Origin of the sequence: Acinetobacter modestus (assembly GCF_014636095.1) — a bacterium.
In the GTDB taxonomy this organism is placed as follows: domain Bacteria; phylum Pseudomonadota; class Gammaproteobacteria; order Pseudomonadales; family Moraxellaceae; genus Acinetobacter; species Acinetobacter modestus.
On record NZ_BMDV01000011.1, the window covers coordinates 23,327 to 49,018 of the forward strand.

The 25,692-nt window shown below is 38.3% G+C and carries 24 protein-coding genes; 18 read left to right on the forward strand and 6 right to left on the reverse strand.

Features of this window, described 5'->3' with window-relative positions:
- The first annotated feature begins 55 nt into the window (after positions 1–55).
- Positions 56–1,582, forward strand: a complete 1,527-nt coding sequence (locus IEV17_RS16215) for a fumarate hydratase (RefSeq protein WP_004660453.1) — start codon at positions 56–58, stop codon at positions 1,580–1,582.
- A 93-nt stretch (positions 1,583–1,675) separates the two neighbouring features.
- Positions 1,676–2,218 carry a DUF2059 domain-containing protein gene (locus tag IEV17_RS16220; protein WP_004660451.1) on the forward strand — a complete coding sequence of 181 codons (543 nt, stop codon included), beginning with the start codon at positions 1,676–1,678 and terminating at the stop codon, positions 2,216–2,218.
- Between the two features lie 17 nt (positions 2,219–2,235).
- On the opposite strand, the gene IEV17_RS16225 is transcribed toward IEV17_RS16220, so the two are convergent.
- The 4 genes from IEV17_RS16225 to tig form a co-directional block, all read right to left on the reverse strand.
- The gene (locus tag IEV17_RS16225) at positions 2,236–2,952 is read right to left on the reverse strand and encodes a DUF2846 domain-containing protein (protein ID WP_004660449.1); all 717 of its coding nucleotides are present in this window, start codon (positions 2,950–2,952) and stop codon (positions 2,236–2,238) included.
- A gap of 150 nt (positions 2,953–3,102) precedes the next feature.
- Complete coding sequence (clpX, locus tag IEV17_RS16230; protein ID WP_004660446.1) at positions 3,103–4,413, reverse strand: ATP-dependent Clp protease ATP-binding subunit ClpX; 1,311 nt, start codon at positions 4,411–4,413, stop codon at positions 3,103–3,105.
- Positions 4,414–4,441: 28 nt separating this feature from the next.
- Positions 4,442–5,047, reverse strand: a complete 606-nt coding sequence (gene clpP / locus IEV17_RS16235; RefSeq protein WP_004660445.1) for an ATP-dependent Clp endopeptidase proteolytic subunit ClpP — start codon at positions 5,045–5,047, stop codon at positions 4,442–4,444.
- Positions 5,048–5,243: 196 nt separating this feature from the next.
- Positions 5,244–6,575 (reverse strand): trigger factor, encoded by a 1,332-nt coding sequence (gene tig / locus IEV17_RS16240; RefSeq protein ID WP_004660443.1) that lies wholly within the window; start codon positions 6,573–6,575, stop codon positions 5,244–5,246.
- Between the two features lie 462 nt (positions 6,576–7,037).
- On the opposite strand from tig, the gene IEV17_RS16245 reads away from it, so the two are divergent.
- From IEV17_RS16245 to IEV17_RS16305, 13 genes are all read left to right on the forward strand, one after another.
- Entirely contained in the window at positions 7,038–9,470 is a 2,433-nt protein-coding gene (locus IEV17_RS16245) for a TonB-dependent siderophore receptor (protein ID WP_004660441.1), read from the forward strand.
- Between the two features lie 97 nt (positions 9,471–9,567).
- The gene (locus IEV17_RS16250) at positions 9,568–10,251 is read left to right on the forward strand and encodes a Fe2+-dependent dioxygenase (protein ID WP_004660439.1); all 684 of its coding nucleotides are present in this window, start codon (positions 9,568–9,570) and stop codon (positions 10,249–10,251) included.
- A complete protein-coding gene (locus IEV17_RS16255) occupies positions 10,251–11,354 on the forward strand; it encodes an alpha-hydroxy acid oxidase (protein ID WP_004660437.1) in 1,104 nt (367 codons plus the stop codon). The genes IEV17_RS16250 and IEV17_RS16255 overlap by 1 nt, the downstream gene beginning before the upstream one ends.
- Before the next feature lie 402 nt (positions 11,355–11,756).
- Positions 11,757–13,454, forward strand: a complete 1,698-nt coding sequence (gene leuA, locus IEV17_RS16260; RefSeq protein WP_004660436.1) for a 2-isopropylmalate synthase — start codon at positions 11,757–11,759, stop codon at positions 13,452–13,454.
- 103 nt (positions 13,455–13,557) lie between these two features.
- Positions 13,558–14,718, forward strand: a complete 1,161-nt coding sequence (gene metX, locus IEV17_RS16265) for a homoserine O-succinyltransferase MetX (protein ID WP_004660433.1) — start codon at positions 13,558–13,560, stop codon at positions 14,716–14,718.
- Complete coding sequence (gene metW / locus IEV17_RS16270; RefSeq protein ID WP_004660432.1) at positions 14,718–15,311, forward strand: methionine biosynthesis protein MetW; 594 nt, start codon at positions 14,718–14,720, stop codon at positions 15,309–15,311. The genes metX and metW overlap by 1 nt, the downstream gene beginning before the upstream one ends.
- Positions 15,308–15,895, forward strand: a complete 588-nt coding sequence (locus IEV17_RS16275) for a tetratricopeptide repeat protein (protein ID WP_004660430.1) — start codon at positions 15,308–15,310, stop codon at positions 15,893–15,895. Before metW ends, IEV17_RS16275 begins: the two co-directional genes overlap by 4 nt.
- Positions 15,896–15,994: 99 nt before the next feature.
- The gene (locus tag IEV17_RS16280) at positions 15,995–16,504 is read left to right on the forward strand and encodes a hypothetical protein (protein ID WP_004660429.1); all 510 of its coding nucleotides are present in this window, start codon (positions 15,995–15,997) and stop codon (positions 16,502–16,504) included.
- A gap of 41 nt (positions 16,505–16,545) precedes the next feature.
- Positions 16,546–17,169: an RdgB/HAM1 family non-canonical purine NTP pyrophosphatase gene (rdgB, locus tag IEV17_RS16285; protein ID WP_004660427.1), complete on the forward strand. Its 624-nt coding sequence runs from the start codon at positions 16,546–16,548 to the stop codon at positions 17,167–17,169.
- Positions 17,170–17,406: 237 nt separating this feature from the next.
- Positions 17,407–17,622, forward strand: a complete 216-nt coding sequence (locus IEV17_RS16290) for a Sec-independent protein translocase subunit TatA (RefSeq protein WP_004660425.1) — start codon at positions 17,407–17,409, stop codon at positions 17,620–17,622.
- A gap of 12 nt (positions 17,623–17,634) precedes the next feature.
- On the forward strand, positions 17,635–18,075 hold the full coding sequence (gene tatB, locus IEV17_RS16295; protein WP_004660423.1) for a Sec-independent protein translocase protein TatB: 441 nt from the start codon (positions 17,635–17,637) through the stop codon (positions 18,073–18,075).
- Positions 18,072–18,839, forward strand: coding sequence for a twin-arginine translocase subunit TatC (tatC, locus tag IEV17_RS16300; RefSeq protein WP_004660422.1), 768 nt, complete (start codon positions 18,072–18,074; stop codon positions 18,837–18,839). The genes tatB and tatC overlap by 4 nt, the downstream gene beginning before the upstream one ends.
- 182 nt (positions 18,840–19,021) lie before the next feature.
- Positions 19,022–21,013, forward strand: coding sequence for a PhoX family protein (locus IEV17_RS16305; RefSeq protein WP_004660420.1), 1,992 nt, complete (start codon positions 19,022–19,024; stop codon positions 21,011–21,013).
- A 43-nt stretch (positions 21,014–21,056) separates the two neighbouring features.
- On the opposite strand, the gene IEV17_RS16310 is transcribed toward IEV17_RS16305, so the two are convergent.
- Positions 21,057–21,839, reverse strand: coding sequence for an NRDE family protein (locus tag IEV17_RS16310; RefSeq protein WP_004660418.1), 783 nt, complete (start codon positions 21,837–21,839; stop codon positions 21,057–21,059).
- Between the two features lie 106 nt (positions 21,840–21,945).
- Here IEV17_RS16310 and lgt point away from each other — a divergent pair, with 106 nt between their 5' ends.
- The gene (gene lgt, locus IEV17_RS16315) at positions 21,946–22,758 is read left to right on the forward strand and encodes a prolipoprotein diacylglyceryl transferase (protein WP_004660416.1); all 813 of its coding nucleotides are present in this window, start codon (positions 21,946–21,948) and stop codon (positions 22,756–22,758) included.
- A 32-nt stretch (positions 22,759–22,790) separates the two neighbouring features.
- Here lgt and wrbA read toward each other — a convergent pair whose 3' ends face one another.
- Positions 22,791–23,390 carry an NAD(P)H:quinone oxidoreductase gene (gene wrbA, locus IEV17_RS16320; RefSeq protein WP_004660414.1) on the reverse strand — a complete coding sequence of 200 codons (600 nt, stop codon included), beginning with the start codon at positions 23,388–23,390 and terminating at the stop codon, positions 22,791–22,793.
- A gap of 112 nt (positions 23,391–23,502) precedes the next feature.
- On the opposite strand from wrbA, the gene IEV17_RS16325 reads away from it, so the two are divergent.
- Both IEV17_RS16325 and IEV17_RS16330 read left to right on the forward strand, forming a co-directional pair.
- On the forward strand, positions 23,503–24,753 hold the full coding sequence (locus IEV17_RS16325) for a YihY family inner membrane protein (protein ID WP_004660413.1): 1,251 nt from the start codon (positions 23,503–23,505) through the stop codon (positions 24,751–24,753).
- A gap of 111 nt (positions 24,754–24,864) precedes the next feature.
- Positions 24,865–25,677 (forward strand): tetratricopeptide repeat protein, encoded by an 813-nt coding sequence (locus tag IEV17_RS16330; RefSeq protein WP_004660411.1) that lies wholly within the window; start codon positions 24,865–24,867, stop codon positions 25,675–25,677.
- Positions 25,678–25,692 lie beyond the last annotated feature (15 nt).

A 25,692-nucleotide genomic window follows, 5' to 3' on the forward strand; every position in this document is an offset into this window, starting at 1 on the left:
TTTTTGTCATATAATTTAGCCCGCCAGCTAATCGCCCGCTCAAGAGAAATTTGATATGACAACGATCATCAAACAAGATGACTTGATTACATCAATCAAGGATGCCCTGCAGTTTATTTCTTACTATCACCCACAAGACTTCATCCAAGCGATGAGCCGTGCTTACGATCGTGAAGAAAACAAAGCTGCAAAAGATGCTATTGCCCAAATCCTGATCAACTCACGTATGTGTGCTGAAGGTCACCGACCAATCTGTCAGGATACAGGGATTGTTAACGTTTTCCTTGAAGTTGGCTTAGACGTTAAATTTGATTTAACCATGAGCTTGGATGATGCTGTAAACGAAGGTGTACGCCAAGGTTACCTAGAGAACTCAAATGTACTCCGTGCGTCTGTTTTAGCAGATCCAGCTTTTGGTCGTAAAAACACCAAAGACAATACGCCTGCCGTAATTCACTACAAACTCGTTCCTGGTAATAAAGTTGATATTACCGTTGCAGCGAAGGGTGGCGGTTCAGAAAATAAATCTAAACTTGCGATGCTCAACCCATCTGATTCAATCGTGGATTGGGTGCTTAAAACTGTTCCAACCATGGGTGCAGGTTGGTGTCCACCAGGTATGCTCGGTATTGGTATCGGTGGTACTGCTGAAAAAGCCATGATGCTTGCAAAAGAAGCACTTATGGAAGAAATCAACATGGACGAATTACTTCGTCGTGGCCCACAAAGCAAAATGGAAGAACTCCGTATCGAGATCTTCGAAAAAGTAAATGCACTCGGTATTGGTGCACAAGGTTTGGGTGGTTTGACCACAGTACTGGATATTAAAATCAAGGATTATCCATGCCACGCAGCAGGTAAACCAGTCGGTATGATTCCGAACTGTGCAGCGACTCGTCATGCACACTTCCAGTTGGATGGTACTGGCGTTGCACATATCCAAGCACCAAAACTTGAAGACTATCCTGCTGTCACTTGGGATTCATCACAATCAAAACGTGTGAATCTTGATACCATCACCCAAGAAGAAATGAATGAGTGGAAGCCAGGCGATACATTACTTCTTAACGGTACGATTTACACAGGTCGTGATGCTGCGCATAAGCGTATGGTTGACATGTTAAACAATGGTGAAGAATTACCTGTTGATCTTAAAGGTAAATTTATTTACTACGTAGGCCCTGTTGATCCAGTAGGTGATGAAGTGGTTGGTCCTGCTGGCCCGACAACTGCAACACGTATGGACAAATTTACTCGTCAAGTGCTAGAAGCAACGGGCTTGTTCGGCATGATTGGTAAAGCAGATCGTGGTCCTGCTGCAATTGAAGCAATCAAAGATAATCAAGCAACTTACTTGATGGCTGTTGGTGGTGCTGCGTATCTCGTGTCTAAAGCAGTTCGTGAGGCTGAAGTCGTTGCTTTTGCAGACCTAGGTATGGAAGCCATCTACAAATTCGTGGTTGAAGATATGCCTGTTTCTGTTGCAGTTGATGTCAATGGTACGTCAATCCATGCGACTGCGCCAAAAATCTGGCAAGCAAAAATTGGGAAAATTCCTGTTGTAGACGCTGCCGCTCAATAATACTTATACAATAATCTTAGCCGAATCATCGTATTCGGCTATTTTTTTGCCTAAAGCATCTGTTAAATTATAAAAAACAATAAGGATAACAAGATGAATAAAACAATATCGATCCTAATAATGAGTCTCTGCTGTGTCATGGCAGCAGAAAATACATTTGCCAGTCCTGCTCAAAAAAAATCTGTAAAAGAACTAATTAAACTCAGTGATTTAGAAAACCTTTTACATTCGTCTCTAGATGAGATGCAGCCTGCGTTAGACTCTGAAGCCGAAAATATGCTTTTAAAAATTTTGGGTAAAGAGAGACTGACAACCAATCAAGAACATCTAGTACTTGTAGAACTCAGTCAATTATTAAAAGACACAAGCTCAAAAATGTTTATGCGGCCTGAAACATTACAAGCAATTGAGCAAATTTATGCAGAAACACTGAGTGAAGAGGAAGTACAAGCTTATTTAAAATTTTTGCGAACGCCAGAAGGAAAATCAATCAACCAAAAAAATTTAACAATTAGTAGCAATGTTTTTCAATACATGAACAGTTTAAGTCAAAGGACCTTAAATGATCCTGAGCAAAATTTAAAACTCAAAGAGCAGCTTTTAAGCATCATCAAACCCTTAATTCAAGATGAATAAACGCTGCTCAATATTGATTACCACGTCAATGGATTCCAAAGTTTAAATGGCTTAACCAATAGGACCTCAGACTTTTCATCATACTTAGCTGGCTTTAACTCTTGAGGCTTAGACCGAATTTTACCTGAGGCATCTTGTGCTACAAAGTTATAGCTCGATGATTTTAAACGTGTAAATGCGATTTCCTGATGTGCAACCTTATCAGGCATAATCATAAATGGCCCCGTATGTTCACTACGAGAAATCTTATTTTCTTCATCGTATTTAATAAAATACGTTTGTGATGCATCAACCGTAAAATCTACATATTTTGGTTTTTGAAAATGTAGCCCTGCCAATGGACGGCTGACACTCAGACGATATGTCCCAGCTGGTAATTCTACCCAATAATAATGATTATGTAACAGGCTTGGAATTCGATGGCCATTGATAAATAAATTTGCAGCAGCAATTTCTTGGCGATTCCAGCGCGTATCTGGGCGATATAAATATACCACTGCCGCTTGCTCATTCTGTGGTTTGATCGGTGTGTAATATTGACCTAATTTTTGATTGACCCATCCACCTATGGTAAAACCACCAACATGATACTGATCAGATAGCCCTGGTTCTTTTGCTGTATCTACTGGAGGTAAAGTCGCTGTGAGTACTGTCGAATTTTCTTCAACCGCCTTATGACTTTGACAGCCAGCCAACACCCCTACACAACATAATGACAATATTAAATAACGCATGATATCCCTCAAGGCGTTTTCTTGGATTTATTTTTAACAGCGCAAAACTATGCGGATTTTCCAACTTTTAAGATTAACACCTCATTAATTAATTGCAAATAAAAAAAGCATGAAAAGTCTAACCTTTCATGCTTTTTAGATGAATGAGAATTAAGCAGATTTTGAATCAATTACTTTCAAATCTTTCTTTTCAACTAATTCAGGTGTTGTCACTTGTGGTAAACGTTCAGCTTTAAATGTTGGCTTAGCTGTACCATTAATCACAGCCTCATCCACAATAACCGTCCCCACATCACTACGACTTGGTAAGTCATACATGGTTTCTAGCAAAACGTTTTCTAAAATTGAACGTAAGCCACGCGCACCCGTATTTCGTTCAAGTGCTTTCTTCGCTACAGCACGCAATGCAGATTCATCAAAGACAAGATCAACATTTTCCATCGTGAAAAGATACTGATATTGGCGAGTTAATGCATTTTTAGGCTCTGTCAGAATTTGCATTAATGCTTCTTCATCCAGTTCTTCTAAAGTTGCAATCACTGGTAAACGACCAATAAACTCAGGAATCAAACCAAATTTGACTAAATCAGTTGCTTCAACTTGACGGAACAACTCAGAGACTTTTTTACTGTCATCCTTATTCTTCACATCAGCCGTGAATCCAATACCGCCTTTCTCTTGACGTTGTTGTACAATTTTCTCTAAACCAGAGAATGCACCACCGCAAATAAATAAAATATTTGAGGTATCAATTTGAATGAATTCTTGTTGCGGATGCTTACGACCACCTTGTGGCGGAATAGAAGCAACGGTGCCTTCAATCATTTTCAATAATGCTTGTTGTACACCTTCACCCGATACATCACGAGTAATTGATGGATTCTCCGATTTACGGGTAATCTTATCAATCTCATCAATATAGATAATACCTTTCTGCGCTTTTTCTACATCGTAGTCCGCTTTCTGCAATAACTTTTGTACGATGTTTTCAACATCTTCACCCACATAACCCGCTTCTGTGAGTGTCGTTGCATCTGCCATGGCAAAAGGAACATCCAATAAGCGTGCAAGAGTTTGCGCAAGTAAGGTCTTACCTGAACCCGTTGGTCCAATTAACAAGATATTACTTTTCGCAATCTCAATATCTTGATGTGCATGATGTGACTGACCAACTTTCAAACGCTTATAATGATTATAGACCGCAACAGATAGTGTTTTCTTTGCAACATCTTGTCCAATGACATATTGATCCAACGCAGCACGTATCTCATGTGGTTTAGGCAAAGCTTTAGTCGCCCAGTCACCTGCTTCAACTTGTTGACTGGTTTGCACTAAATCTAAGCAGACATCCACACACTCATTACAAATATATGCGTCCTCACCTGCAATCAATTTTCCAACTTCAGATTGTGTCTTACCACAAAATGAACAATGCTTTTGTCCTTGAGGATGTTCGGACATATTTACTCCACAACTTAAATCTTAAAAACTAGGGACGTTTGCTTAATACTTGGTCAACTAAACCATATTCTTTGGCTGCTTGTGCAGTCATAAAATTGTCACGATCTGTGTCACGTGCAATTCTTTCATAATCTTGACCACTATGCTCAGCCATCAAACGGTTTAGACGCTCTTTGATATAAAGAATTTCACGTGCATGAATTTCGATATCAGACGCTTGACCACGGAAACCACCGAGTGGTTGGTGAATCATCACGCGTGCATTTTCAAGACAGTAACGTTTTCCTTTAGCACCCGCATTCAATAAGAATGCACCCATTGAAGCCGCTTGTCCCATGCAATATGTAACAACATCTGGCTTAATAAACTGCATAGTGTCATAAATTGCCATACCAGCAGTTACTGAGCCTCCCGGTGAGTTGATATAAAGATGGATATCTTTCTCTGGATTCTCAGCTTCTAAAAATAACATCTGCGCAACGATAAGATTTGCCATGTTATCTTCAACTTCACCTGTCAAGAAGATCACACGCTCACGTAACAAACGTGAGAAAATATCAAATGAACGCTCACCACGTGATGACTGTTCAACGACTACAGGAACTAAAGCATTTTCAATTGTTGGAACATACATATGTTTATTTATTCCTAAATTATTGTGACTCGATCATGCCAACAATATGAGGGATAATCGCTGAAATTGCAAAAGGTTCAACCCTAAATATTCGACTATTTAGACTAAAAGCTGGCAATTTTTCGATAAATTAACACTTTCATAACACGGATAAAAAAAGGCGCATTAAGCGCCTTTCTTCTGAACTTTTAAAAGATTAGCCACGACGAGCTTGTTGTTCTTTCAATAAGTCTTCGTAACTTACTGGAACATCATTTACTTTAGCAGCAGCTAAAATGTGGTCAACAACTTGGTCTTCTAACACAACTGCTTCGATTTGAGCACGTTGTTGTTTATCATTTTTGAAGTATTCAACAACTTCTGTTGGATCTTCATAAGAAGAAGCCATGTCATCGATGTAAGCTTCAACACGTGCTTGATCAACTTCAAGTTTAGCGTCAGCTAATACTTTGCTAACCAATACACCAAGCTTCACTGATTTTTCAGCTTGCTCTTTAAACAATTCATCTGGAAGCATGCTGCTATCAAATGCACCTGCGCCTTGAGCACCAAACTGTTGAGTGAACTGTTGAATCATTTGTTGACGTTGACGGTCAATTTCTTGAGCAACCATAGAAGCTGGAACTTCAATTTCGTTTGCAGCGACAAGAGCATCAAATGCAGCTTGTTTAACTTGGTTACGAAGACCGTTGCGAACTTCACGTTCCATATTTTTACGAACGTCAGCTTTTAACTTATCTACGCCTTCTTCTTCAGTTAAACCAAAGATTTTTAAGAATTCAGCATCAATCTCTGGAAGTTTTTGTTTTTCAACAAGCTTCACAGTGATTTTGAATTGAGCTGCTTTACCCGCTAAGTTTTCAGCTTGGTAATCTTCAGGGAAAGTAACATCAATCACTTTCTCTTCGCCTTTCTTCATCCCGATGATGCCATCTTCAAAACCAGGAATCATACGACCAGAACCAAGAACAAGTTTAAAGTCTTCAGCAGCACCGCCTTCAAACTTCTCACCATCAACTGTACCTTCAAAATCGAAAGTCACTTGCATGTCTTTTTTCGCCATGCCTTTAGTTTCAGTCCAAGAAGCACGTTGTTTTTGCAAGTTTTCAATCATTACATCAACATCGGCATCGTTGATTTCTGATGATTTACGTTCAACTTCTAAGTCAACAAAAGCTTTCACTTCTACTTCTGGATAAACTTCTACAGTAGCTTCAAAAACTAAAGCATCATCTTTGTTTTCAACTTTTTCAATGTTCGGCATGCCGACCGCATTGATTTTTTCTTGTTGAATTGCTTCGAATACTGTGTCACGAATGATGTCATTCACAACTTCTTGATAAATGCTCGCACCATATTCACGGCGAACAACATTTAAAGGCACTTTACCTGGACGGAAGCCGTTGATCTTCACAGTTTTGGCAGTGCGTTTTAAGCGAGCTTCAAATTGCTCGTTAACACGGCTCGTCGGTACAGAAACATTTAAACGACGGGCAACGCCCGAAACCGCTTCAGTCGTTACTTGCATGGCTTCCTCGATATATAGTTAGTAGTAACATTTTTAAAAGTGCCACATTATATGACAACTTTCTGGATATACAAAATCAGATGATCAAAATTCCCTATTTTTCCTAATTTGCCAGAAAAACAATATTTAAATTCTCAACCTAAAAAATCAAACCAACAATTTTAAAATGATCATTTAAGTATAAAAAACATAGCATTAAATAAAACAATCGTTAATACTGATTCTCATTATCAAAAACAACCGTAATACCAATTATGAAATTAAATTATAAATATCATAAGTTTAAGACTATACAATTCATTATATAGCCAAAATCACAATTGATAATAATAATAATTATCATTAGACTTCTCACAAAATGTTACACAGCTTAACAATCCACTCACTTTTACTACACTTTTGTGAAAGTTTTAAAAGATCAAAAGCTCTGTCATTCATCTGTTTAATTTCGGGGGGTCTCTCATGGCAAAAATCAAAAGCCGTAAACATATTGCTACAACACCATTAGTTGCACTTGCAGCAAGTCTGCCTTTAATCAGTCATGCGGCAACTAAAGAAGAAAAAGTGACTCAACTTCCAACGATTGAAGTGAATGCAGAACAAGGCTATAAAGTCGACAAATCAAGCTCCACTAAATATACTCAACCACTTCTCGATACAACACAAACAATTCAAGTTATTTCTAAAGACTTATTACAAGAACAAGGCGCGGCAACCTTAATGGAAGCCTTACAAAATACACCAGGTATTACAATGCAACTTGGTGAAAATGGTAATACCAGTTCGGGTGATACTTTCCAAATGCGCGGTTTTTCAACTGCCTCTCAAACTTATGTGGATGGTATTCGTGATTTAGGTGCTATCACTCGTGATACTTTTAATCTTGAACAGATTGAAGTAATTAAAGGTGGTGCAGGTTCTGATGCTGGTCGTGGTTCGCAGTCAGGGTATATCAATCTTGTTACTAAATTACCAAAAGCAGAAAGTACTCGCTCTACTTCATTAACTTGGAATACAGCAAATCATAAACGTCTAACTGCTGATATTAATCAAGCAATTAATGACAGTGTTGCATTCCGTTTAAACGTCATGGGACAAGAAGGCGGAATTGAAAAACGTGATGTGCTTGAAAATAATGGCTGGGCTATAGCACCTTCTATCGTCTTTGGTCTAGATACCAGTACTCGCTTCTATCTATATGGCCAACATATAGAACAGAACAATATCCCTGATGGTGGTATCCCAACAATTGGCATGGATGGTTATAAGTACGTTTTTGCAACACCATCTTATAGTGACACAACAACAAAACCAGCAAAAACAAAAGAAGAAACTGATGCAGTGACAGCGGCCCTACGCAAAGATTTTAACGATAAAAATACCCAATGGATCAATAATCTCAATACAGCACTTAATAATGCACCTAAAGTAAACCGTAGTAATTATTATGGTAGTGTGGAAGATTTTGAAGACACCACAGCTGATATGTTCACAGCTAAAGTTGAAAGTGAATTAGCCGATAATATTCTTTTTACTAATACTTCTCGTCTTGGTAAGTCACATATTGAACGTAATCTGACTGGGACAATGGGCTTTGTAAATCCAGTGACATTAGACTCAAAAAAAGTAACGTATACCTATGATAAAAATACAGGTGTAGTTTCAAATCTTGTTAACCCAATGGTAATTCAGGCAGGTTTTGACTCCAATAATCCAAACACATGGACTTCATCAAGATCACATCAAGCAGTTATCCAAGAAAATAAGATCCTTGCCAATGCTTCTAATTTCACAATAAATGCAAAAACTGGTTTTATTGATCATGATATTTCTACGGGAATAGAGTTAGCAAAGGAAGAACAAACTGCTTGGTCAACTACAGCTACAGGTACTGTTCCTCCTGCAAATCTCTATAATCCAAATGCAAATGATCCAACCTCAAAGTTTACTAAGACTGGCGCCTATACAGGTCGTGAACAAAAGACTGCTTCAGCTTATCTATTTGATACCTTAAAATTTAATGAACAGTTTCAAGTAAATGGTGGGGCACGCCTTGACTACTATGATATTAAACAAAAAACTATTTCTATCTCCAATAATGTTCCAAGTTCAGATATTCAAAGTACAAATGGTAATGCTGTAAGTTGGAAAGTTGGTGCACTTTATAAACCAATGTCAATTGGTAGCATCTATGCTGCCTTCTCAAATTCAGCTATTCCTGCTGGAAGTACAGGAACGTTATCAACCAGTACAACAAGCGTTGATAATCCAAATTTGAAAACCCAACGTACGAAAAACTATGAATTAGGTACAAAATGGGATTTATTAAATAAACACTTAAACGTTAATCTAGCAGCCTATCGTACTGAAAATGAAAACCAAATGACTTGGGATCAAGATGCGAATGCAGGCAAAGGAGACTATGTTTCAGAAGGGAAAAAACGTGTTGAAGGCGTAGAACTCAGTGCTGTGGGACAAATTACCAAGAATTGGAATGTGTCTGCTGGTATTGCCCATATGAAAACCAAACAGCTAAATCAATTCAGTAATAGTGGGGTTGAATCTCCATATGTAAGCTGGTCTCCAGAATGGTCAGGCACATTATGGACAACTTATAATATTGCAGGCTTTAAAGTTGGTTTAGGTGCACGTTATATGGATGAACAACTACGCTCAACTTCAGCGACATCAGCAACAACAAGTATGAGTAAAATTCCAGCTTACACAGTATTTGATGCAATGGCGGGTTATACTTTCAATAAAAATGCTGCTGTTAACCTAAATATATATAACTTGGCAGATAAAGAATATATCCAAACACTTAATAGTGGTGGTAACCGTGTGAAGTTAGGAACTCCTCGCTCTGCAGCAATTACATTAAGCTACAAATTCTAAGTCATTTTATTTAATTCATCATGATTGAATAAATGAACACAGCCTGTCAAAAAAGCTATAATTTTTGACAGGTTGTATTTTTTGGAAGATTCAAAATATGATGTTGCATATCCCCCAAGTACTTAATAAGCATCAAGTTGCTGAGCTACGCGAACAAATACAACAACAATCAGTTTGGATTGACGGTACACATAGTGCAGGTCCACAAGCACAAAAAATTAAAAATAATTTACAAGTCGATATACAGAGCGATGTATATGAATCTGTTAGCCATTCTGTTTTGAGTGCATTACAACAAAATCTGCTTTTGCGTTCAGCGGCCCTCCCTAAACATACGTTATTGCCAATGTTTAACTGCTATCAAAATCAAGGCAATTATGGCAATCATGTTGATAATTCGATTCAATATTCTGCAAAAACAGGGCAAATGATTCGTACTGATGTGTCTATTACCGTCTTTTTATCTGAACCTGATGAATATGAAGGTGGGGAACTGATTATCGAAGATACTTACGGCAGCCATGAAGTGAAACTCGATGCAGGAGATGCAATTGTTTACCCAGCAACAAGTTTGCATCGTGTTGAACCTGTGACTCAAGGACGTAGAATCGCAGCATTCACATGGATTCAAAGCATGGTTAAAGATGACTGGCAGCGAACGATGCTATTCAATTTAGACATGACCATTATCAAACTAAGACAACAATTAGGCGATACGGAAGAAGTTGTTAGTTTAACCAGCCATTATCATAATTTGTTAAGACAATGGGGGGATTTATAATGCATGACCAGATCCCTACACCCGCTTTAAATACTATTCCTTCGTATATCCAAACAATTTTCGACTATCAACAGCAAGCTCAGAACCATGTTAGCAAGGACATTTGGGGATACTTAAATGGTGGAGCGATGCATGAGATTAGCGTGCAAAATAATTGCCAACAATTTCAAAATATTCAATTGATTCCTAGACATCTAAACGACTTAACACAAGGTAATACTCATTTTCAGTTATTTGGGATGGAATATCCGCATCCTATTTTTCTTGCACCGATTGGCCACCAAGCACTTTTTCATCCTCAAGCAGAAGCTGCATCTGCTCTCGCAGCTGAACTTATGCAAAGTAACTTTGTATTAAGTACATTCACAAATACACATATGGCACAGTTGAAACTAGAAAATCCTTATAAATGGTTTCAATTGTATTGGCAGGGATGCAGAGAAAAATCGTTAACCTTAATCAAACAAGCTGAACAATCAGGTTATCGTGCAATTGTGATTACGGTCGATGCTCCCCATGTGGGTATCCGAGATCGGGAACGTAAGTTATTCTTTCAGCTACCAGAAGAAATGCAACATCCACACACTCCTACCCATTTAAGCTTTCCTGATGTATCACCATCCGAAAGCCAACTATTTCAAGGCTTAATGCAAATTGCGCCTAAGTGGGCGGATATTGCTTGGGTGATTGCAAATACACATTTACCTGTAATCTTAAAAGGAATACTACATCCTGCCGATGCTCAGAAAGCCCTCGATCATGGTGTGTCTGGGATTATTGTTTCTAATCATGGTGGGCGCATTGTAGATACCACTATTCCACCTTTAGTTGCATTACAAAAAATTCGCGCAATTGTTCCTCCTGATTACCCTGTATTATTAGATGGTGGAATTCGACGTGGTACAGATATCTTCAAAGCAATTGCATTAGGTGCAAATGCCGTATTGATTGGACGCCCTTATATTTATGGTTTAGCAACAGCAGGCGCTTTAGGTGTTGCTCATGTCATCCGCATGTTAAAGGAAGAATTTGAAATCACGATGGCACTTATGGGAACCGCTACCATAAAGGACATTAATCAAGACTATATTTATCAGCCTTAAGCATATTAACGGGAAATATTTTCTTTAAATTTTATTTTTATGCAAAAAATAGGAAAATATTTCCCATCCATTCGAATTAAAATAAATTATAGACCACTGCAGTCGCTTGTATTTTCACCTAGACTGATTCAAATTAGGTGATTAAGATAACTGCAAAACCCAATACTTTTGCTTTGAACGGTAGATAATGAAAACGAGTGATGATTTTAGCCATCCGTCTGATATAAAACTACTTACTGCTCTCCTGATGCTGCGCCTCGCGCGCGTATAAATTTTCACCTACTTTTTTAGGCACTCGATCCCCGAATTCGCTTTAAATTAATTCTTATAGACACCATATATATTCGTAGCACGTTGCATTTATTTTGAAACAGCAACCATGCTACAACAAGGAGTTATCTCATGATGTTGGCTGACCCAAGCAAAAAATACCGCCGTATGTATCAACGAGTGGATTTACCAGATCGTCAATGGCCAAATAACGAAATTAACCAAGCACCGATTTGGATGAGCACCGATCTTCGTGATGGTAACCAAGCGATTTTTGAACCAATGGATATGGATCAAAAATTAAAAATGTTCCATATGTTGGTTAAAATCGGCTTCAAACATATTGAAATTGGTTTCCCTTCAGCATCTCAAATTGACTTTGACTTTACTCGAAAGTTAATTGAAGAAGATTTGATTCCAGAAGATGTGTACATCGAAGTTTTGGTTCAAGCTCGAGATCATTTAATTGCGCGTACTTTTGAAGCATTAGTTGATGCTAAACGTGCGATCGTGCATATCTACAATTCAAACTCACCAACATTCCGTCAAAAAGTGTTGAATGTAGATGCAAACGGCGCAAAGCAACTTGCAATTAATGCAGCAAATAAAGTCAAAGAATACGCAGCACAATACCCTGCAACTGAGTGGATTTTCCAATATAGTCCAGAGTGTTTTTCTGCAACTGAATTGGAAGTTGCCAAAGATGTCTGTGATGCGGTCACGGAAATTTGGGAAGCGTCTCCAGCCAATAAGGTGATCTTGAACTTGCCTGCAACGGTTGAGGTTTCAACGCCGAATGTCTATGCCGATCAAATCGAATGGATGCATCGTAATTTAGCACGTCGTGATGGCGTGATTATCTCTGTTCATTGTCATAATGACCGTGGTTGCGGTATCGCTGCTTCTGAATTGGCAATTATGGCAGGCGCTGACCGTGTTGAAGGTTGCGTTTTTGGTAATGGTGAACGTACAGGTAACGTCGATGTTGCTGCGATTGCCTTAAACATGTATACCCAAGGTGTCGCACCAAACTTAGACTTCTCAAATATCAATGAAATCATTGCAACAGTTGAAGAATGTACAGGTTTACCTGTGCACCCTCGTCATCCATATGCAGGTGATTTAGTCTTTACCGCTTTCTCTGGTTCACACCAAGATGCGATTAAAAAAGGCTTCGAATTCCAGAAAAACGAAGAGATCTGGGATATGCCGTACTTACCAATCGACCCTAAAGATTTAGGTCGTGACTATGATGCGGTGATTCGTGTCAACAGCCAATCTGGTAAAGGTGGTATTGCTTACTTATTGGAATCAAATTACAACGTTGCTTTACCACGCCGAGTACAAATCGAGTTCAGCCAAATCGTACAGCAACATACTGATGAAAACGGTACAGAAATTAGTGCACATGAAATCTGGACCTTATTCCAAAATACCTATGTGGATGTGAAAAATAGCCATTACCAAACCAAACATTATCAGTTATCCGATATTAATGGCACACAAATCATTGAATTGGATATTGAAATTGACGGTGAAGTACAACGTTTACGTGGTGAAGGTAACGGCCCAATTTCGGCGATGCTCGATGCGTTACAATTGCCAATTGATGTTGTAAATTATGAAGAACGTAGTATCAGTTCTGGTGCAAATGCTAAAGCACTTGCCTTGATTGAACTTCAAGTCAAAGGCACAGGTAAAAATGCCTTTGGTGCAGGGATTCATGACAACATTGTCACCTCATCGATTGAAGCGATTATTGCATGTACCAATCGTTTAATTGAACAAGGCGTACTTACAACTGAGCAAGTTGCTGCTGCGGCAGTTTAAGCAAAGCTGAGTTGTAATATCAGAAAAAATGACTTTTGAAAGGATACCTGAATTGGTATCCTTTTATTATTGATCAAAGATTTATACAAGGCGAATCATTCCAGTGTCTTTTCCATCGGATTCAGTGGGTTTAGTCACACCACAAAAATTTCAATTTGAGCAACCATTAGAGCTTGAATGTGGGCGTATCCTGCCACGTTTTGATTTGATGGTTGAAACCTATGGAACACTTAATGCAGATAAATCCAATGCAATCTTAATTTGCCATGCATTATCCGGGCATCATCATGCTGCGGGTTATCATCATGCAGATGATAAAAAAGCAGGTTGGTGGGATAGCTGTATTGGTCCCGGTAAAGCGATTGATACCAATCATTTTTTTATTGTTTCTTTAAATAATATTGGTGGTTGTAATGGTTCAACAGGCCCAACATCGCCAAACCCTGAAAACGAAAATCGTCCTTATGGTCCAGATTTTCCATTAGTCACTGTTCGTGACTGGGTAAAGACCCAAGCCATGTTGTCTGATCGCCTCGGAATTGATGTTTGGTTTGCCGTGATTGGTGGTTCGTTAGGTGGCATGCAAGCACTACAATGGTCATTAGACTATGCTGATCGTTTAAAAAAATGTGTCATTATCGCCAGTGCACCAAAATTATCAGCTCAAAATATTGCCTTTAATGAAGTTGCTCGCCAATCGATTCTCTCTGATCCAGATTTCCATCATGGGCGTTACTTGGAAAATGACAGTTATCCAAAACGTGGGTTAATTTTGGCACGTATGGTCGGTCATATTACGTATTTGTCTGAAGAAGCCATGAAACAGAAATTTGGTCGTGATTTGAAATCTGGCAAATTTATGTATGGTTTTGATGTCGAATTCCAAGTGGAAAGCTATTTGCGTTACCAAGGTGAACAATTTAGCCGCAATTTCGATGCAAATACTTACTTGATTATGACCAAGGCCTTGGATTACTTTGATCCCTCTCGTGAATATGAACATTCATTAACAAAGGCAATGAGTCAACCGAAGTGCCAATTCTTGGTGGTTTCATTTACGACTGACTGGCGTTTTAGCCCAAGTCGTTCACAAGAATTAGTTGATGCTTTAATTGATAATCATAAGCCCGTCAGTTACTTAGATATTGATGCGGAACAAGGTCATGATTCGTTCTTGTTCCCGATCCCACTCTATGTGAAAACATTAAGAGCATTTTTAGGTGGAGAACAACAGTTGCAAGCTACACCGCAGGAGCAGCACTAATGCGAATAGATCAACGACTCGCTGAAAAATGGATCAGTCCGAACTCTAGCGTATTAGACTTAGGCTGTGGTGATGGTGAATTACTGGCTCATATGAGCAAACAGCACAATATTCGTGCTTATGGCTTAGAAATTGATCAAGAAAAGATTGCAATTGCGATCAGTCGGGGGTTAAATATTATTCAACAGGACTTAAACTTAGGTTTAAGCCGTTTTGCCGACCAATCTTTTGATTCTGTAGTCATGGCACAAGCTTTGCAAGCTGTAGATGCACCTGATGTATTACTTCGTGATATGGTGCGTGTTGGCAAACAGGCGATTATTACCTTTCCAAACTTTGCGTATTGGAAGACACGTTCTTTTCTTGCATTAAAAGGTAAAATGCCTGTTTCGGAAGCTTTACCCTATATGTGGTATAACACCCCGAATATTCATTTATGTACTTTCCGTGACTTTGAAGCCTTATGTGCTGAGAATCGGATTAAAATTATTAATCGACTTGCCGTTAATGGTGACCAACAAGGTAGTATGCTCAGTAAGCATATGCCGAACCTATTTGGTGAAGTCGCAATTTATCGAGTGAGCGCTCTATGAAAAAGACATTTATCAGCACATTTTTATTTGGTCTGATCAGTATACAAGCGCATGCTGACTATGTTGCTCAACCCCAATCGGTTGCAACACAGGCAGCACGATATTCAGTGATGAGTATCAGTGAATTACAAAGCGCAGCAAAATCTGGTCAAGCAGGGGCACAATTTTATCTAGCAACACGTTATCAGTATGGTAAAGACGTTGCTAAAGATGAGAAACAAGCTTTTTCTTTGTTTAAAGCAGCAGCAGATCAAGGTTTATCTGCTGCACAGTTAAATGTCGGTCGTATGTATGCAGATGGCATCGGTACGAAGAAAGATGAAGCTTTGGCGCGTAAATATTTCGAGAAAGCTGCGAGTAATGGCGATAACCGTGCCAGCTTTAATCTCGCGATGATGGAAGAGCAAAAGAAAAACTATGTTGGTGCTTACCAATGGTATGAGCTTTCAACACGTGACGGTATGCTGGATACTAAAGTCATCAGTCTTTCTGAAGGTAAGAAAACAGCGTTGGCTGCAAACTTAACTCAAGATCAGATTCGTACTGCTCGTGACCGTGCTGATAAATGGATTCAAGCACAATAATCTTACTTAAATCTATGAAGTGATTTAAAAACCGACTTGTGTAAGTCGGTTTTTTTATTTAATAAATTTATTACCAACAATAAGAAACTGGAGATAGACATGTATCAATTCCCCCCTTTGCTTAGCCAACTTCATCAGCTTGAGTTTGATTATGAAAATGGTAATGGCATTGATTTTGAACACTATGAAAATTTTTTATCTGAACAAGAAACAAATGACTGGTTAAAATCCTGGACGGGTAATCATGAAGTTGATGCAACTCATTTTTTAGTCTTTGGACAAGATGGAACTGGAGGATATGCGGCCTTTTGGCTCGTGAATAAAGATAAGGAGATTCTTGAACAGCCTATCATTTTTCTTGGATCAGAAGGTGAAATTGGTGTAGTTGCAAAAAAATTTGATGATTATTTATGGTTACTCGCTCAAACACATGGGCCATATGAAGCCATCTCCTATCCAGAAAATATTAAAAAGATAAATCCAACTTTTTTAGATTTTGCAAAAAAATATTCAAAATCTGAACATAAAACCGTCTTAGAAATTATTAAAGATGCAAAAAATGCTTATCCTGATTTTGAAACATGGATTGAAAGTTTAATCCATTACTAAATTGGTATACTTCACTCGATTTAATATATTGAGATTTTAAAATGACTACCCCATCATGGCTCAACCAAGGCAGCCTTGTCCTTGCAAGTAATAACAAAGGTAAAGTGGTCGAATTTGAACACCTGTTTCAACAACTCAATCTTCCTGTTGAAATCATTCCTCAAGGCAAACTGGATATTGAAGATGCGATTGAAGACGGTCTCAGCTTTGTTGAAAATGCCATTATCAAAGCACGTCATGCTTCAAAACTGTCAGGTAAACCAGCACTAGCAGATGACTCTGGACTTTGTGTTCCGATTTTAGGTGGTGCACCAGGAATTTATTCAGCGCGCTATGCAGGCGAGCATGGTAATGATGCTGCCAATAACCAAAAACTTTTAGCTGATCTTGCACCCTTCCGTAAAGACGGCGAAGTGATTGAGGGCATGTTTGTTTGCGTATTAGCACTGGTCACACATGCCGAAGATCCATTGCCACAAATCTTTCAAGGCATTTGGAAAGGCGAGATTTTAGAAGCAGCGCGCGGTGAGAATGGGTTTGGCTATGATCCATTGTTCTGGCTACCAGAACTCAATCTTTCAAGTGCTGAACTTAGCAAAGCTGACAAAAATAAAATCAGTCATCGTGGTCAAGCAATGCAGCTTTTTAAAGCAAGTTTGATTTAAAGATCATTTGCCCTAGCTAAAACCTAGGGCAAATTATTTAAATCTAGATTGAATAAAAATACTGAATAATGAGTAAAAACTCACCTTAACGAGGCATTGATTACAAACCAAAAAGTAAAAAATAATCCATCAATCTACTTAATCTCATAATTTTTGTCGCAAAATTGCAATATAAGTGTCACATCTTTGTCATGCCAAACTGTTGAGATATAACCAAAGTTATATAGGAATAGAATTATGGCTGGTTTATCAATTTGGCACGTCGTTATTTTTGCAATTGTCGTGATTTTACTATTCGGTACATCAAAGCTTAAAAATTTAGGCAAAGATGTTGGCGGTGCGGTTAAAGATTTCAAAAAGTCTATTAAAGAAGATGAAGTTGCTGCGCCACTCAATGAGCCTCGTACCATTGATGCTCAAGTTAAAAATGCTGAAAGCTCAGTAAAAAGCTAAGCGAGCGGAATTATGCTGAACTTGGGAATGACTGAGATTTTTTGCTTTGCAGTAATTGCATTATTGGTTCTTGGTCCTGATAAATTACCTGAAGCTGCTCGATTTGTAGCAAAATGGTATGGAAAAATTAAAAAATTTATCAACAATATTCAGAATGAAATTGATCGAGAGCTCCGTCTTTCTGAGTTCCGCGAAGAAATGCAAAAAGAAATTGAAAAGATTACTGAGCTTGAACGTCGGCTACAAAAACAATTAGATGAATTGAAAACTCAAGATCATGAGATAGAGACTGCACCATCAGTAACTAAATCTCAAAATTCGATTCGCTATGTGCCATATCACTCAAGTTCTATTATTCCCTTTTGTGTTCAATACCAAAAATCATCTGTGATTGGTATGGAAGCATATCCATCGTTGAATCAGTTTGATAACGAATTAAAGATTGCCGTATGAGCCAATTACCATCAACTTCAGTCAGTACTGAAGAAACCCTACAACAAATGCCGGTCATGCAGCATTTAATCGTACTTCGCCAATATCTTTTTAAGATTGTTGGCGTAACAATTTTTCTGTTTTTTTGTTTATTACCTTTTAGAAATCAAACCTATCAATGGCTGTCTGAACCATTGAGACAACAATTACCCGCAACATCAACCATGATTGCGACGGATGTCACAGCTACCTTTATGGCACCGTTTAAACTCAATTTATTCGTCGCATTTATGCTGGCAATGCCCTATATCATTTATCAAATTTGGTCATTTATAAAACCTGCGCTATATGAAAAAGAACAACATTTAGCGATTCCTTTGCTATTTGGCAGCATTCTATTATTTTACTTAGGTGTCGCATTTGCCTATTTCATTACCCTACCTGCTATTTTGCATTTCTTTATTAGCGTGTCTCCTGAAACTGTTGCACCTATGACAGATATTAATAGCTATCTGAGCTTCTGCTTAAAACTATTCTTGGTTTTCGGTTTTACCTTTGAAATTCCAATCATTACTCTAGTTCTGATTTTGATTGGTGTCGTGAGTACACAAAGCCTCGTTGAAAAACGCCGTTTTATTGTTGTTGGATGCTTTTTCGTAGCTATGTTTGTAACACCACCTGATGCGTTATCCATGATTATGCTGGCTGTTCCGATGTGGATGCTATTTGAAATCGGTTTACTTTTTGGAAAAATATTAGAAAAGCGTAAAGCAGTTTCAGAATAATAATATCTCTGTTCAATCCCTGAATAACCTCAGGGATTTTTGTATTTTAAATTTATATTTTTTATATATTTATAAAAATTAAATTGTCTTCAAACTGCCTTAAAAGTGTCAAAAAATTGTCATCTATCAAACATAAAATCAATCTAGATTTATTTACCATTTATTAAAGATATGGATTTATTATGACAGCCAATACAAATCAGCCAAGTCGTCGTGATATTTTAAAGTGGTTCGCGGGTGTTCCGTTTTTACCACTAGGGGCAATGGGCACAGCAGCAGCTTTAGCAGGTTGCAATGATAATAACGATACTACCGTTACGCCAACCGTACCTGCTGCAAAATTTAAAAATGCAAAATTTACACCTATGGCGGCACCTTCAACTGTACCAGAGATGGCTACCACTTCAGTTAAATCTGCTTTGACGATTACGTGGGATGATAATACAACCACAGAGTACAAATTGGGTTATCAGGAGTTTTTCCGTACTGGCATGCAAGTTGATAATATCGATGGTGGAAAAATCATTGCAGGTAGTTATTATGATATTAATAACCAACCGATTAAAGATACTTCTGTAATCGGTCAAGAACGCCAATTCTTCTCTGACTCTCCAGATGGTTCATCTTTAATCCACATCAATGGCGCTTCTGTATCTGGTGTGGCTAACCCTGTATTCCACGTTGTTCAATTTGAATACACCACTAAAAACCTCAATAATCAAAGCATGTATGGCAAATTGCCATCTCCAATTGCGATTTTAACGCTTGATCAAGATCAAAAAACTGGACACTTAACATTGAAAAAATACTTCAATGTCGATATGTCTAAAGTTCATGGTCTATGGATCACCTGTGGTGCTAGCCTTTCTCCGTGGAATACCCACCTTTCAAGTGAAGAATATGAGCCTGATGCATTTGACCAAATCGGTTCAGATCTCGCAATGCTCAAAGCATATAGTAAAAATCTATATGGCAATGAAAATACTGCAAATGCCTATAACTATGGTCATTTGCCAGAAATTATTCTTGATGGTAAAGGTCGTGCTAAGGCAGTTAAACACTACTGCTTAGGTCGTATTTCACATGAACTGATTCAAGTCATGCCAGACAACCGCACTGTAATCATGGGTGATGATTACACTAACGGTGGTTTCTTCATGTTTATTGCAGACAAAGAAAAAGACTTATCTGCTGGAACATTATATGTTGCGAAATACACATCTGAACTGAATGAGACCTCAACAGCAGCAATCAAATGGATCAAGTTAGGTCATACTGATAGTAAGACCATCGAAGACCTCGTGAATGTTCGAGGAATCAAATCTGAAAACATTATGGAAAGCTTGAAAACAGCACCAGCTGATTTAACAGGTTATACCAAGATTGTGTTAGATGGAAAATCGCTTTGGGTTAAACTCAAAGAAGCCAACAATGGCTTTAGCAAAGCTGAGATTGAGCTTGCTGCTGCATTCCTAGAAACACATCGATATGCTGCCCTAAAAGGCGGTAGTATGGCTTTCACCAAAATGGAAGGTACTACCGTAAATATTAAAGATAAGGTTGCTTACTCTGCACTTGCCAATATTCAAGAATCAATGATTGGTGGAAATGCAGCTTGGGTTGAATCACATAATGTTAAGTTTAAGAGCACGCTAAAAGCAGGTGGTGTCCTTGGACATGACCTCAAAGGTAGCCAAGTTGATCATCTTAACAATGTGATCAATAGTGAATGGACACCTTACCAAAGCCATATGGTTCTTATGGGTAAAGATATTACCGTGGATAGCTTAGGTAACACGGCAGATCCAAATAATATTGCAAGCCCAGACAATTTAAAATTCTCTGAAACTTTACGCACATTATTCATCGGTGAAGACAGTGGCAACCATACCAATAACTTCCTCTGGGCATATAACGTTGATACTAAGTCTTTAGATCGTATCCTCTCTACTCCAGCAGGTGCAGAATCAACAGGCTTACATGCAGTTGACTCTGTAAATGGTTGGACATACATCATGAGTAATTTCCAACATCCTGGAGATAGCTCAAAACTTTCCGCTGAATTAAAAGCAAAAGTTTTAGAAAACTATAATGGCGGTTATAGTGCATGTGTTGGTTATATCACAGCTGATGTTTTACCATCGGTTGAGAAAAAAACTGAAACTAAAAAATAAGCAAAATACTCCAATAAAAATACCGACAGCCTTGTCGGTATTTTTATTTCAACAGATCAACTTGCATTTCGATAATACGCCCCTGCTGCTCACCTTGTTGAGACTTCTCTAACCATTGCCAGTGCTCAGATGTCATTCTCAGAAAATTAGAACATCGTGTTCCATAAATTGGGCTTTGAATAAAAGTTGAAGATAATAACTCTTCCATTTCCACACTAATCCCTGTATCCGGCAACAAATCTGGAATAATTTTTCGTTCATCTTCCAAAATATCCCAGACTGAATATTGCAAATCAGATTCTGTAATCTTTAATTGTTGCAACATTGGTAAAAATTCTTGTGTAAAGCGTTTACGTAAATGTTTGGTTTTCTCCCAATCTTCTGACATTAAACCGTTGGAAACAACATAAACACCATTCGCTAAGACTTGTGGTGCCTCCCCCCGATTACTCATGTAAACCGCTTGCTCTCGATCACCAACAAACAAATTAAAACCAGCGTAGTCTTGTTGTTGCTGTTCTAATTGTTGTGCAAAACGAATAGGGGCTAAATCACTTTCTAAGAAAGATTGGATTAAATGCCCACGTGAAGTTGAATATTGGTTCTTATCTCGTCCATTTCGAAAATTAGTCACGATTGCCCAACGCCCAGACTCAGTGACTCCCATCCATGCCCCACCTGACTGTAAATCTTGCCCAGCGATTATCGAACTGTTATCCCATCGATGTAAAACGGCACTTGGTCGATGATAAAACTCATCACGATTTGAAATTAAACACAACGGCATATCATCAAGAACATGCCATGCAAAAGCGACAATACACATTAATTCTGTTCTCACATCTTTACACATTGAATGTACAACATTTTTCACATCATTCCGCTACAATCTGCTCAAAACTTAATTTCAAATTCTAAATTGAGGAACAGCAATGCTGACCTATCCAAATATTGATCCAGTTGCGCTGAGCTTGGGACCAGTCAAAGTGCATTGGTACGGACTCATGTATCTCTTGGCATTTTTATGCGCTTGGGGCTTAGCCTCTTATCGTGCTAAACAACGTGATGGTTGGACTGCCGATATGGTCTCAGATCTGGTGTTTTATGGCGCTCTAGGCGTCGTACTTGGTGGTCGTATTGGCTATGTTTTGTTTTATGAGTTTGGCAAATTCTTAGAAAATCCGCTTTGGTTATTCCAAGTCTGGACAGGAGGGATGAGCTTCCACGGCGGTTTCTTGGGTGTCATGATCGCAATGTTATTCTGGTGTAAGAAATATCAGAAAACATGGTTTCAAACCTTGGACTTTATTGCACCATGTGTACCGACAGGTTTGATGTTTGGTCGTATCGGTAACTTTATTGGTGGTGAATTGTATGGTCGTCAAGTTCAAGACCCTAGCTATCCATTTGGTATGATTTTTCCAACTGATCCTTTAGGTTTAGTTCGCCATCCGTCGCAAATTTATCAAGCGCTCTGTGAAGGTCTGATTCTATTTATCATACTTTGGTGGTTTAGCGCTAAACCTCGTCCACGTATGGCGGTTTCAGCATTATTCCTGATGGGTTATGGAGTTGCACGTTTCTTCATGGAGTTCTTCCGTCAGCCCGATGCAGATCAAGGTTTTATTCTATTCGGTTGGATGACTAAAGGTCAGATTCTCACTGTACCAATGTTACTGATTGGACTGTGGATGATGTGGTATGCCTATCAGAAAAAAATCTACGATTGGCAAATTAAAAAATAAAATAATGGGAGCAGATGCTCCCTTTTTTAGATCTAAACTTTTCCTAACAACGCTTTTACGACATTACCTAAACGTTTACCTTGTGCTTCGCATAAGATTTTTTCATCTGCACTCAAGCTTTGATCATGACGAGGGCCACTGACATGACTTACCCCATAAGGTGTACCGCCTGTTTTAGTATTCGATAAAGCTGGAATTGAATTCGGCAACCCCATGATGAGCATACCATGATGGAACAATGGCGGTAACATGCTAAGCAAGGTACTTTCCTGCCCACCATGCATCGAGCCAGAAGAAGTAAAAACACATGCTGGTTTATTATGCAAAGCGCCATTCAACCATAAACTCGTCGTTTGATCCCAAAAGTATTTCATCTCGCTCGCCATATTACCAAAGCGAGTAGGTGAACCAAGTGCCAAACCTGAGCAATACGTCAAATCATCTAAAGTACAATAAACATCCCCCTCTGCAGGAATGCTCCGCTCTGCTTGAGTGACAACAGTTGCGAGATTGGGAACCGTTCGAATACGGGCTGTGATACCAGAAGACTCAATTCCATCGGCAATTAGATGGGCCATTTCTCGAGTTGAACCATATTTACTGTAATAAAGAACAAGAACGTAAGGTTGCATCACTTTAATAAATTTTGTTAAAAAGAACACTATACGACATTTTTCCTCTTTTGAGCTGTAGCCAATCCTGTGCTGACACAGGATTTTATTAAAAATAACTAGGATAGAACCCATGATCTTAAATCGTTATCTAAAAAATCTGCCTTTTTTAGAAAAAACATGGTTTCAATTTATTGTATTTGTGTTACGGCGTTTCGAAGCTGATCGCTGTAGAGAACAAGCTGGAGGACTCACCTACACCACTTTGTTTGCAGTTGTTCCGATGCTGACCGTTTTCTTAGTCATTATCTCCTCAATTAAAGCTTTAGAGCCTGCTCGACAACAACTACAGCAATTGATTTACAGTAATTTTTTACCAAAAAGTACCATTGCCTTTGACAAAGCATTGAACGCATTTACAGATAAATCCAGTAATCTCACGATTATTGGGGTGCTATTTCTGTTTGTGACTACCGTGCTTATGCTCACTTCAATCGAAAATGTCTTTAATCGTATTTGGCGTGTCAAAGAAACTCGCACAGGGCTTGTGGGCTTTATGCGTTATTGGACAATCATCTCTTTAGGTCCAATCATTCTAGGCAGTGCTTTTGTACTTTCATCTACTGTCGCCTCAATGAATATTCTGAGCAATAATTTTGCGGGTTATCAATTAGATGGCTCTTTCCTTTTATGGCTCATTTCATTTCTACTTACAATTGTTGGCTTTTTCATTCTTTACTGGACCATCCCTAATCGTAGCGTCCCTATTCTTTCCGCTGTTATTGCTGCATGTTTTAGCGCAACCGTATTTGAAATTTTAAAACGTTTCTTTGGTTGGGTGATGAGTAATTTCACCAGTTATGAAATTGTATATGGTGCTTTTGCTGCTGTTCCAATCTTCCTCCTTTGGATTTATTTGTCTTGGAACATTATCTTATTAGGCGTAGAAGTCAGTTATGCACTGACTGCTTTTCATTCAGATAAAGAACAAAAGCGTCATCCTATCTTAATGTTATTAGACATATTGGAGTTATTTTATAAAAAGCAACAAATTGGAGAAAGTGTCAGTGAACAAGAACTACTTGGGATTATTGGACGTGGTGAATTAGGACGCTTACCTGCATATATCTTACAGTTAGAAAAACAGAACTTAGTCAAACGTACAGACAATGATGAGTATGTATTGGTTAGAAATCTTGCGCAAGTTGATTTCTGGAGCTTTTTTACAGCACTTCCTTACCCCTTACCATTACGTCATGATGTGGCCAATATCCATCAAGATGATGAATGGATTGAGCGTTTAGGGCCATCCCTCATCGAGAGTAATGATTATTTAGCTGCAAAACTTTCGATTCCTCTTTCAACGATCTTTGAACAGAAATAGAATGTACTAGGTTGATGTCTGAAATATGACATCACCATTTATCTAAATCATTCAACCAACACCCTGTCTTTAATTATAATTTATCTATATGACTTTAATTATATTTAAAAAATGAAACAAAGATTATTTTCACTTATCGTACTCAGTTTTTGTTTGAGTCTATCTGCTTGTAGCTCACCCACAGAAAGAGAGTTCAAAAATACTGCAAAACTTGCTGAGCAAGGACAAGTTAATGCTCAGTTTAGACTTTCACAAATGTATTTCAAAGGCGTTGGAACAGAAACCAATTATCAACAAGGTTTAATCTGGATTAAAAAAGCTGCCAATCAAGGCAACTTTGAAGCCTTTGAATGGCTTCATACTGAGGCACTTCAGGGTAATCAAGAGGCAAATCAATTTCTTAGTAATTTGATGGACAATGATAATTCTTTATTTTCTCAATGGTTATTGTTACAGGCTAAAAAAGGTGATACTCAAGCTCAATATGCTGTTGGTTGGATGTATGATTTAGGCAAAGGGCTTATTGAAGATCCTTACAGTGCGATGAAATGGTATAGAAAAGCCGCTAGCCAAGGAAATCTACTAGCAATACAGATCGTAAACTATCGCGATTTAAAAGGGATTATCCAAGAACATCATGGTAAAAAAAATGTCCTTTATTGGCCAATAAAAAACTATCCTCCTTTATATAAGAATCCCAAATACAACAATGCTTATTTTTATCATATTGACTCAAATGAAATTAAAACAGCACGTACTTGGGATAATTCTGCCTCGTATATCAGTGATAAGCGAACACACAGATCTTCTCATTCCATTCACCTAAAGAATCAAGTTGATAGTGCTTATTCTAGCCTAGCAGGTACAGCACCCCCAATTGATAATACTTATTCAAGACCACGTAGCACAAATCTAGGTTATTAAAATCAAAAGACCTCA

Coding starts and splice junctions, on each gene's coding strand:
- rdgB (WP_004660427.1), top strand. CDS start 16,546: ATGACTACCCCATCATGGCTCAACCAAGGCAGCCTTGTCCTTGCAAGT.
- leuA (WP_004660436.1), top strand. CDS start 11,757: ATGATGTTGGCTGACCCAAGCAAAAAATACCGCCGTATGTATCAACGA.
- IEV17_RS16310 (WP_004660418.1), bottom strand. CDS start 21,839: ATGTGTATTGTCGCTTTTGCATGGCATGTTCTTGATGATATGCCGTTG.
- IEV17_RS16250 (WP_004660439.1), top strand. CDS start 9,568: ATGATGTTGCATATCCCCCAAGTACTTAATAAGCATCAAGTTGCTGAG.
- clpX (WP_004660446.1), bottom strand. CDS start 4,413: ATGTCCGAACATCCTCAAGGACAAAAGCATTGTTCATTTTGTGGTAAG.
- IEV17_RS16305 (WP_004660420.1), top strand. CDS start 19,022: ATGACAGCCAATACAAATCAGCCAAGTCGTCGTGATATTTTAAAGTGG.
- IEV17_RS16225 (WP_004660449.1), bottom strand. CDS start 2,952: ATGCGTTATTTAATATTGTCATTATGTTGTGTAGGGGTGTTGGCTGGC.
- IEV17_RS16245 (WP_004660441.1), top strand. CDS start 7,038: ATGGCAAAAATCAAAAGCCGTAAACATATTGCTACAACACCATTAGTT.
- metW (WP_004660432.1), top strand. CDS start 14,718: ATGCGAATAGATCAACGACTCGCTGAAAAATGGATCAGTCCGAACTCT.
- IEV17_RS16280 (WP_004660429.1), top strand. CDS start 15,995: ATGTATCAATTCCCCCCTTTGCTTAGCCAACTTCATCAGCTTGAGTTT.
- tig (WP_004660443.1), bottom strand. CDS start 6,575: ATGCAAGTAACGACTGAAGCGGTTTCGGGCGTTGCCCGTCGTTTAAAT.
- IEV17_RS16215 (WP_004660453.1), top strand. CDS start 56: ATGACAACGATCATCAAACAAGATGACTTGATTACATCAATCAAGGAT.
- clpP (WP_004660445.1), bottom strand. CDS start 5,047: ATGTATGTTCCAACAATTGAAAATGCTTTAGTTCCTGTAGTCGTTGAA.
- tatC (WP_004660422.1), top strand. CDS start 18,072: ATGAGCCAATTACCATCAACTTCAGTCAGTACTGAAGAAACCCTACAA.
- lgt (WP_004660416.1), top strand. CDS start 21,946: ATGCTGACCTATCCAAATATTGATCCAGTTGCGCTGAGCTTGGGACCA.
- wrbA (WP_004660414.1), bottom strand. CDS start 23,390: ATGCAACCTTACGTTCTTGTTCTTTATTACAGTAAATATGGTTCAACT.
- IEV17_RS16275 (WP_004660430.1), top strand. CDS start 15,308: ATGAAAAAGACATTTATCAGCACATTTTTATTTGGTCTGATCAGTATA.
- IEV17_RS16220 (WP_004660451.1), top strand. CDS start 1,676: ATGAATAAAACAATATCGATCCTAATAATGAGTCTCTGCTGTGTCATG.
- IEV17_RS16255 (WP_004660437.1), top strand. CDS start 10,251: ATGCATGACCAGATCCCTACACCCGCTTTAAATACTATTCCTTCGTAT.
- IEV17_RS16330 (WP_004660411.1), top strand. CDS start 24,865: ATGAAACAAAGATTATTTTCACTTATCGTACTCAGTTTTTGTTTGAGT.
- IEV17_RS16325 (WP_004660413.1), top strand. CDS start 23,503: ATGATCTTAAATCGTTATCTAAAAAATCTGCCTTTTTTAGAAAAAACA.
- IEV17_RS16290 (WP_004660425.1), top strand. CDS start 17,407: ATGGCTGGTTTATCAATTTGGCACGTCGTTATTTTTGCAATTGTCGTG.
- tatB (WP_004660423.1), top strand. CDS start 17,635: ATGCTGAACTTGGGAATGACTGAGATTTTTTGCTTTGCAGTAATTGCA.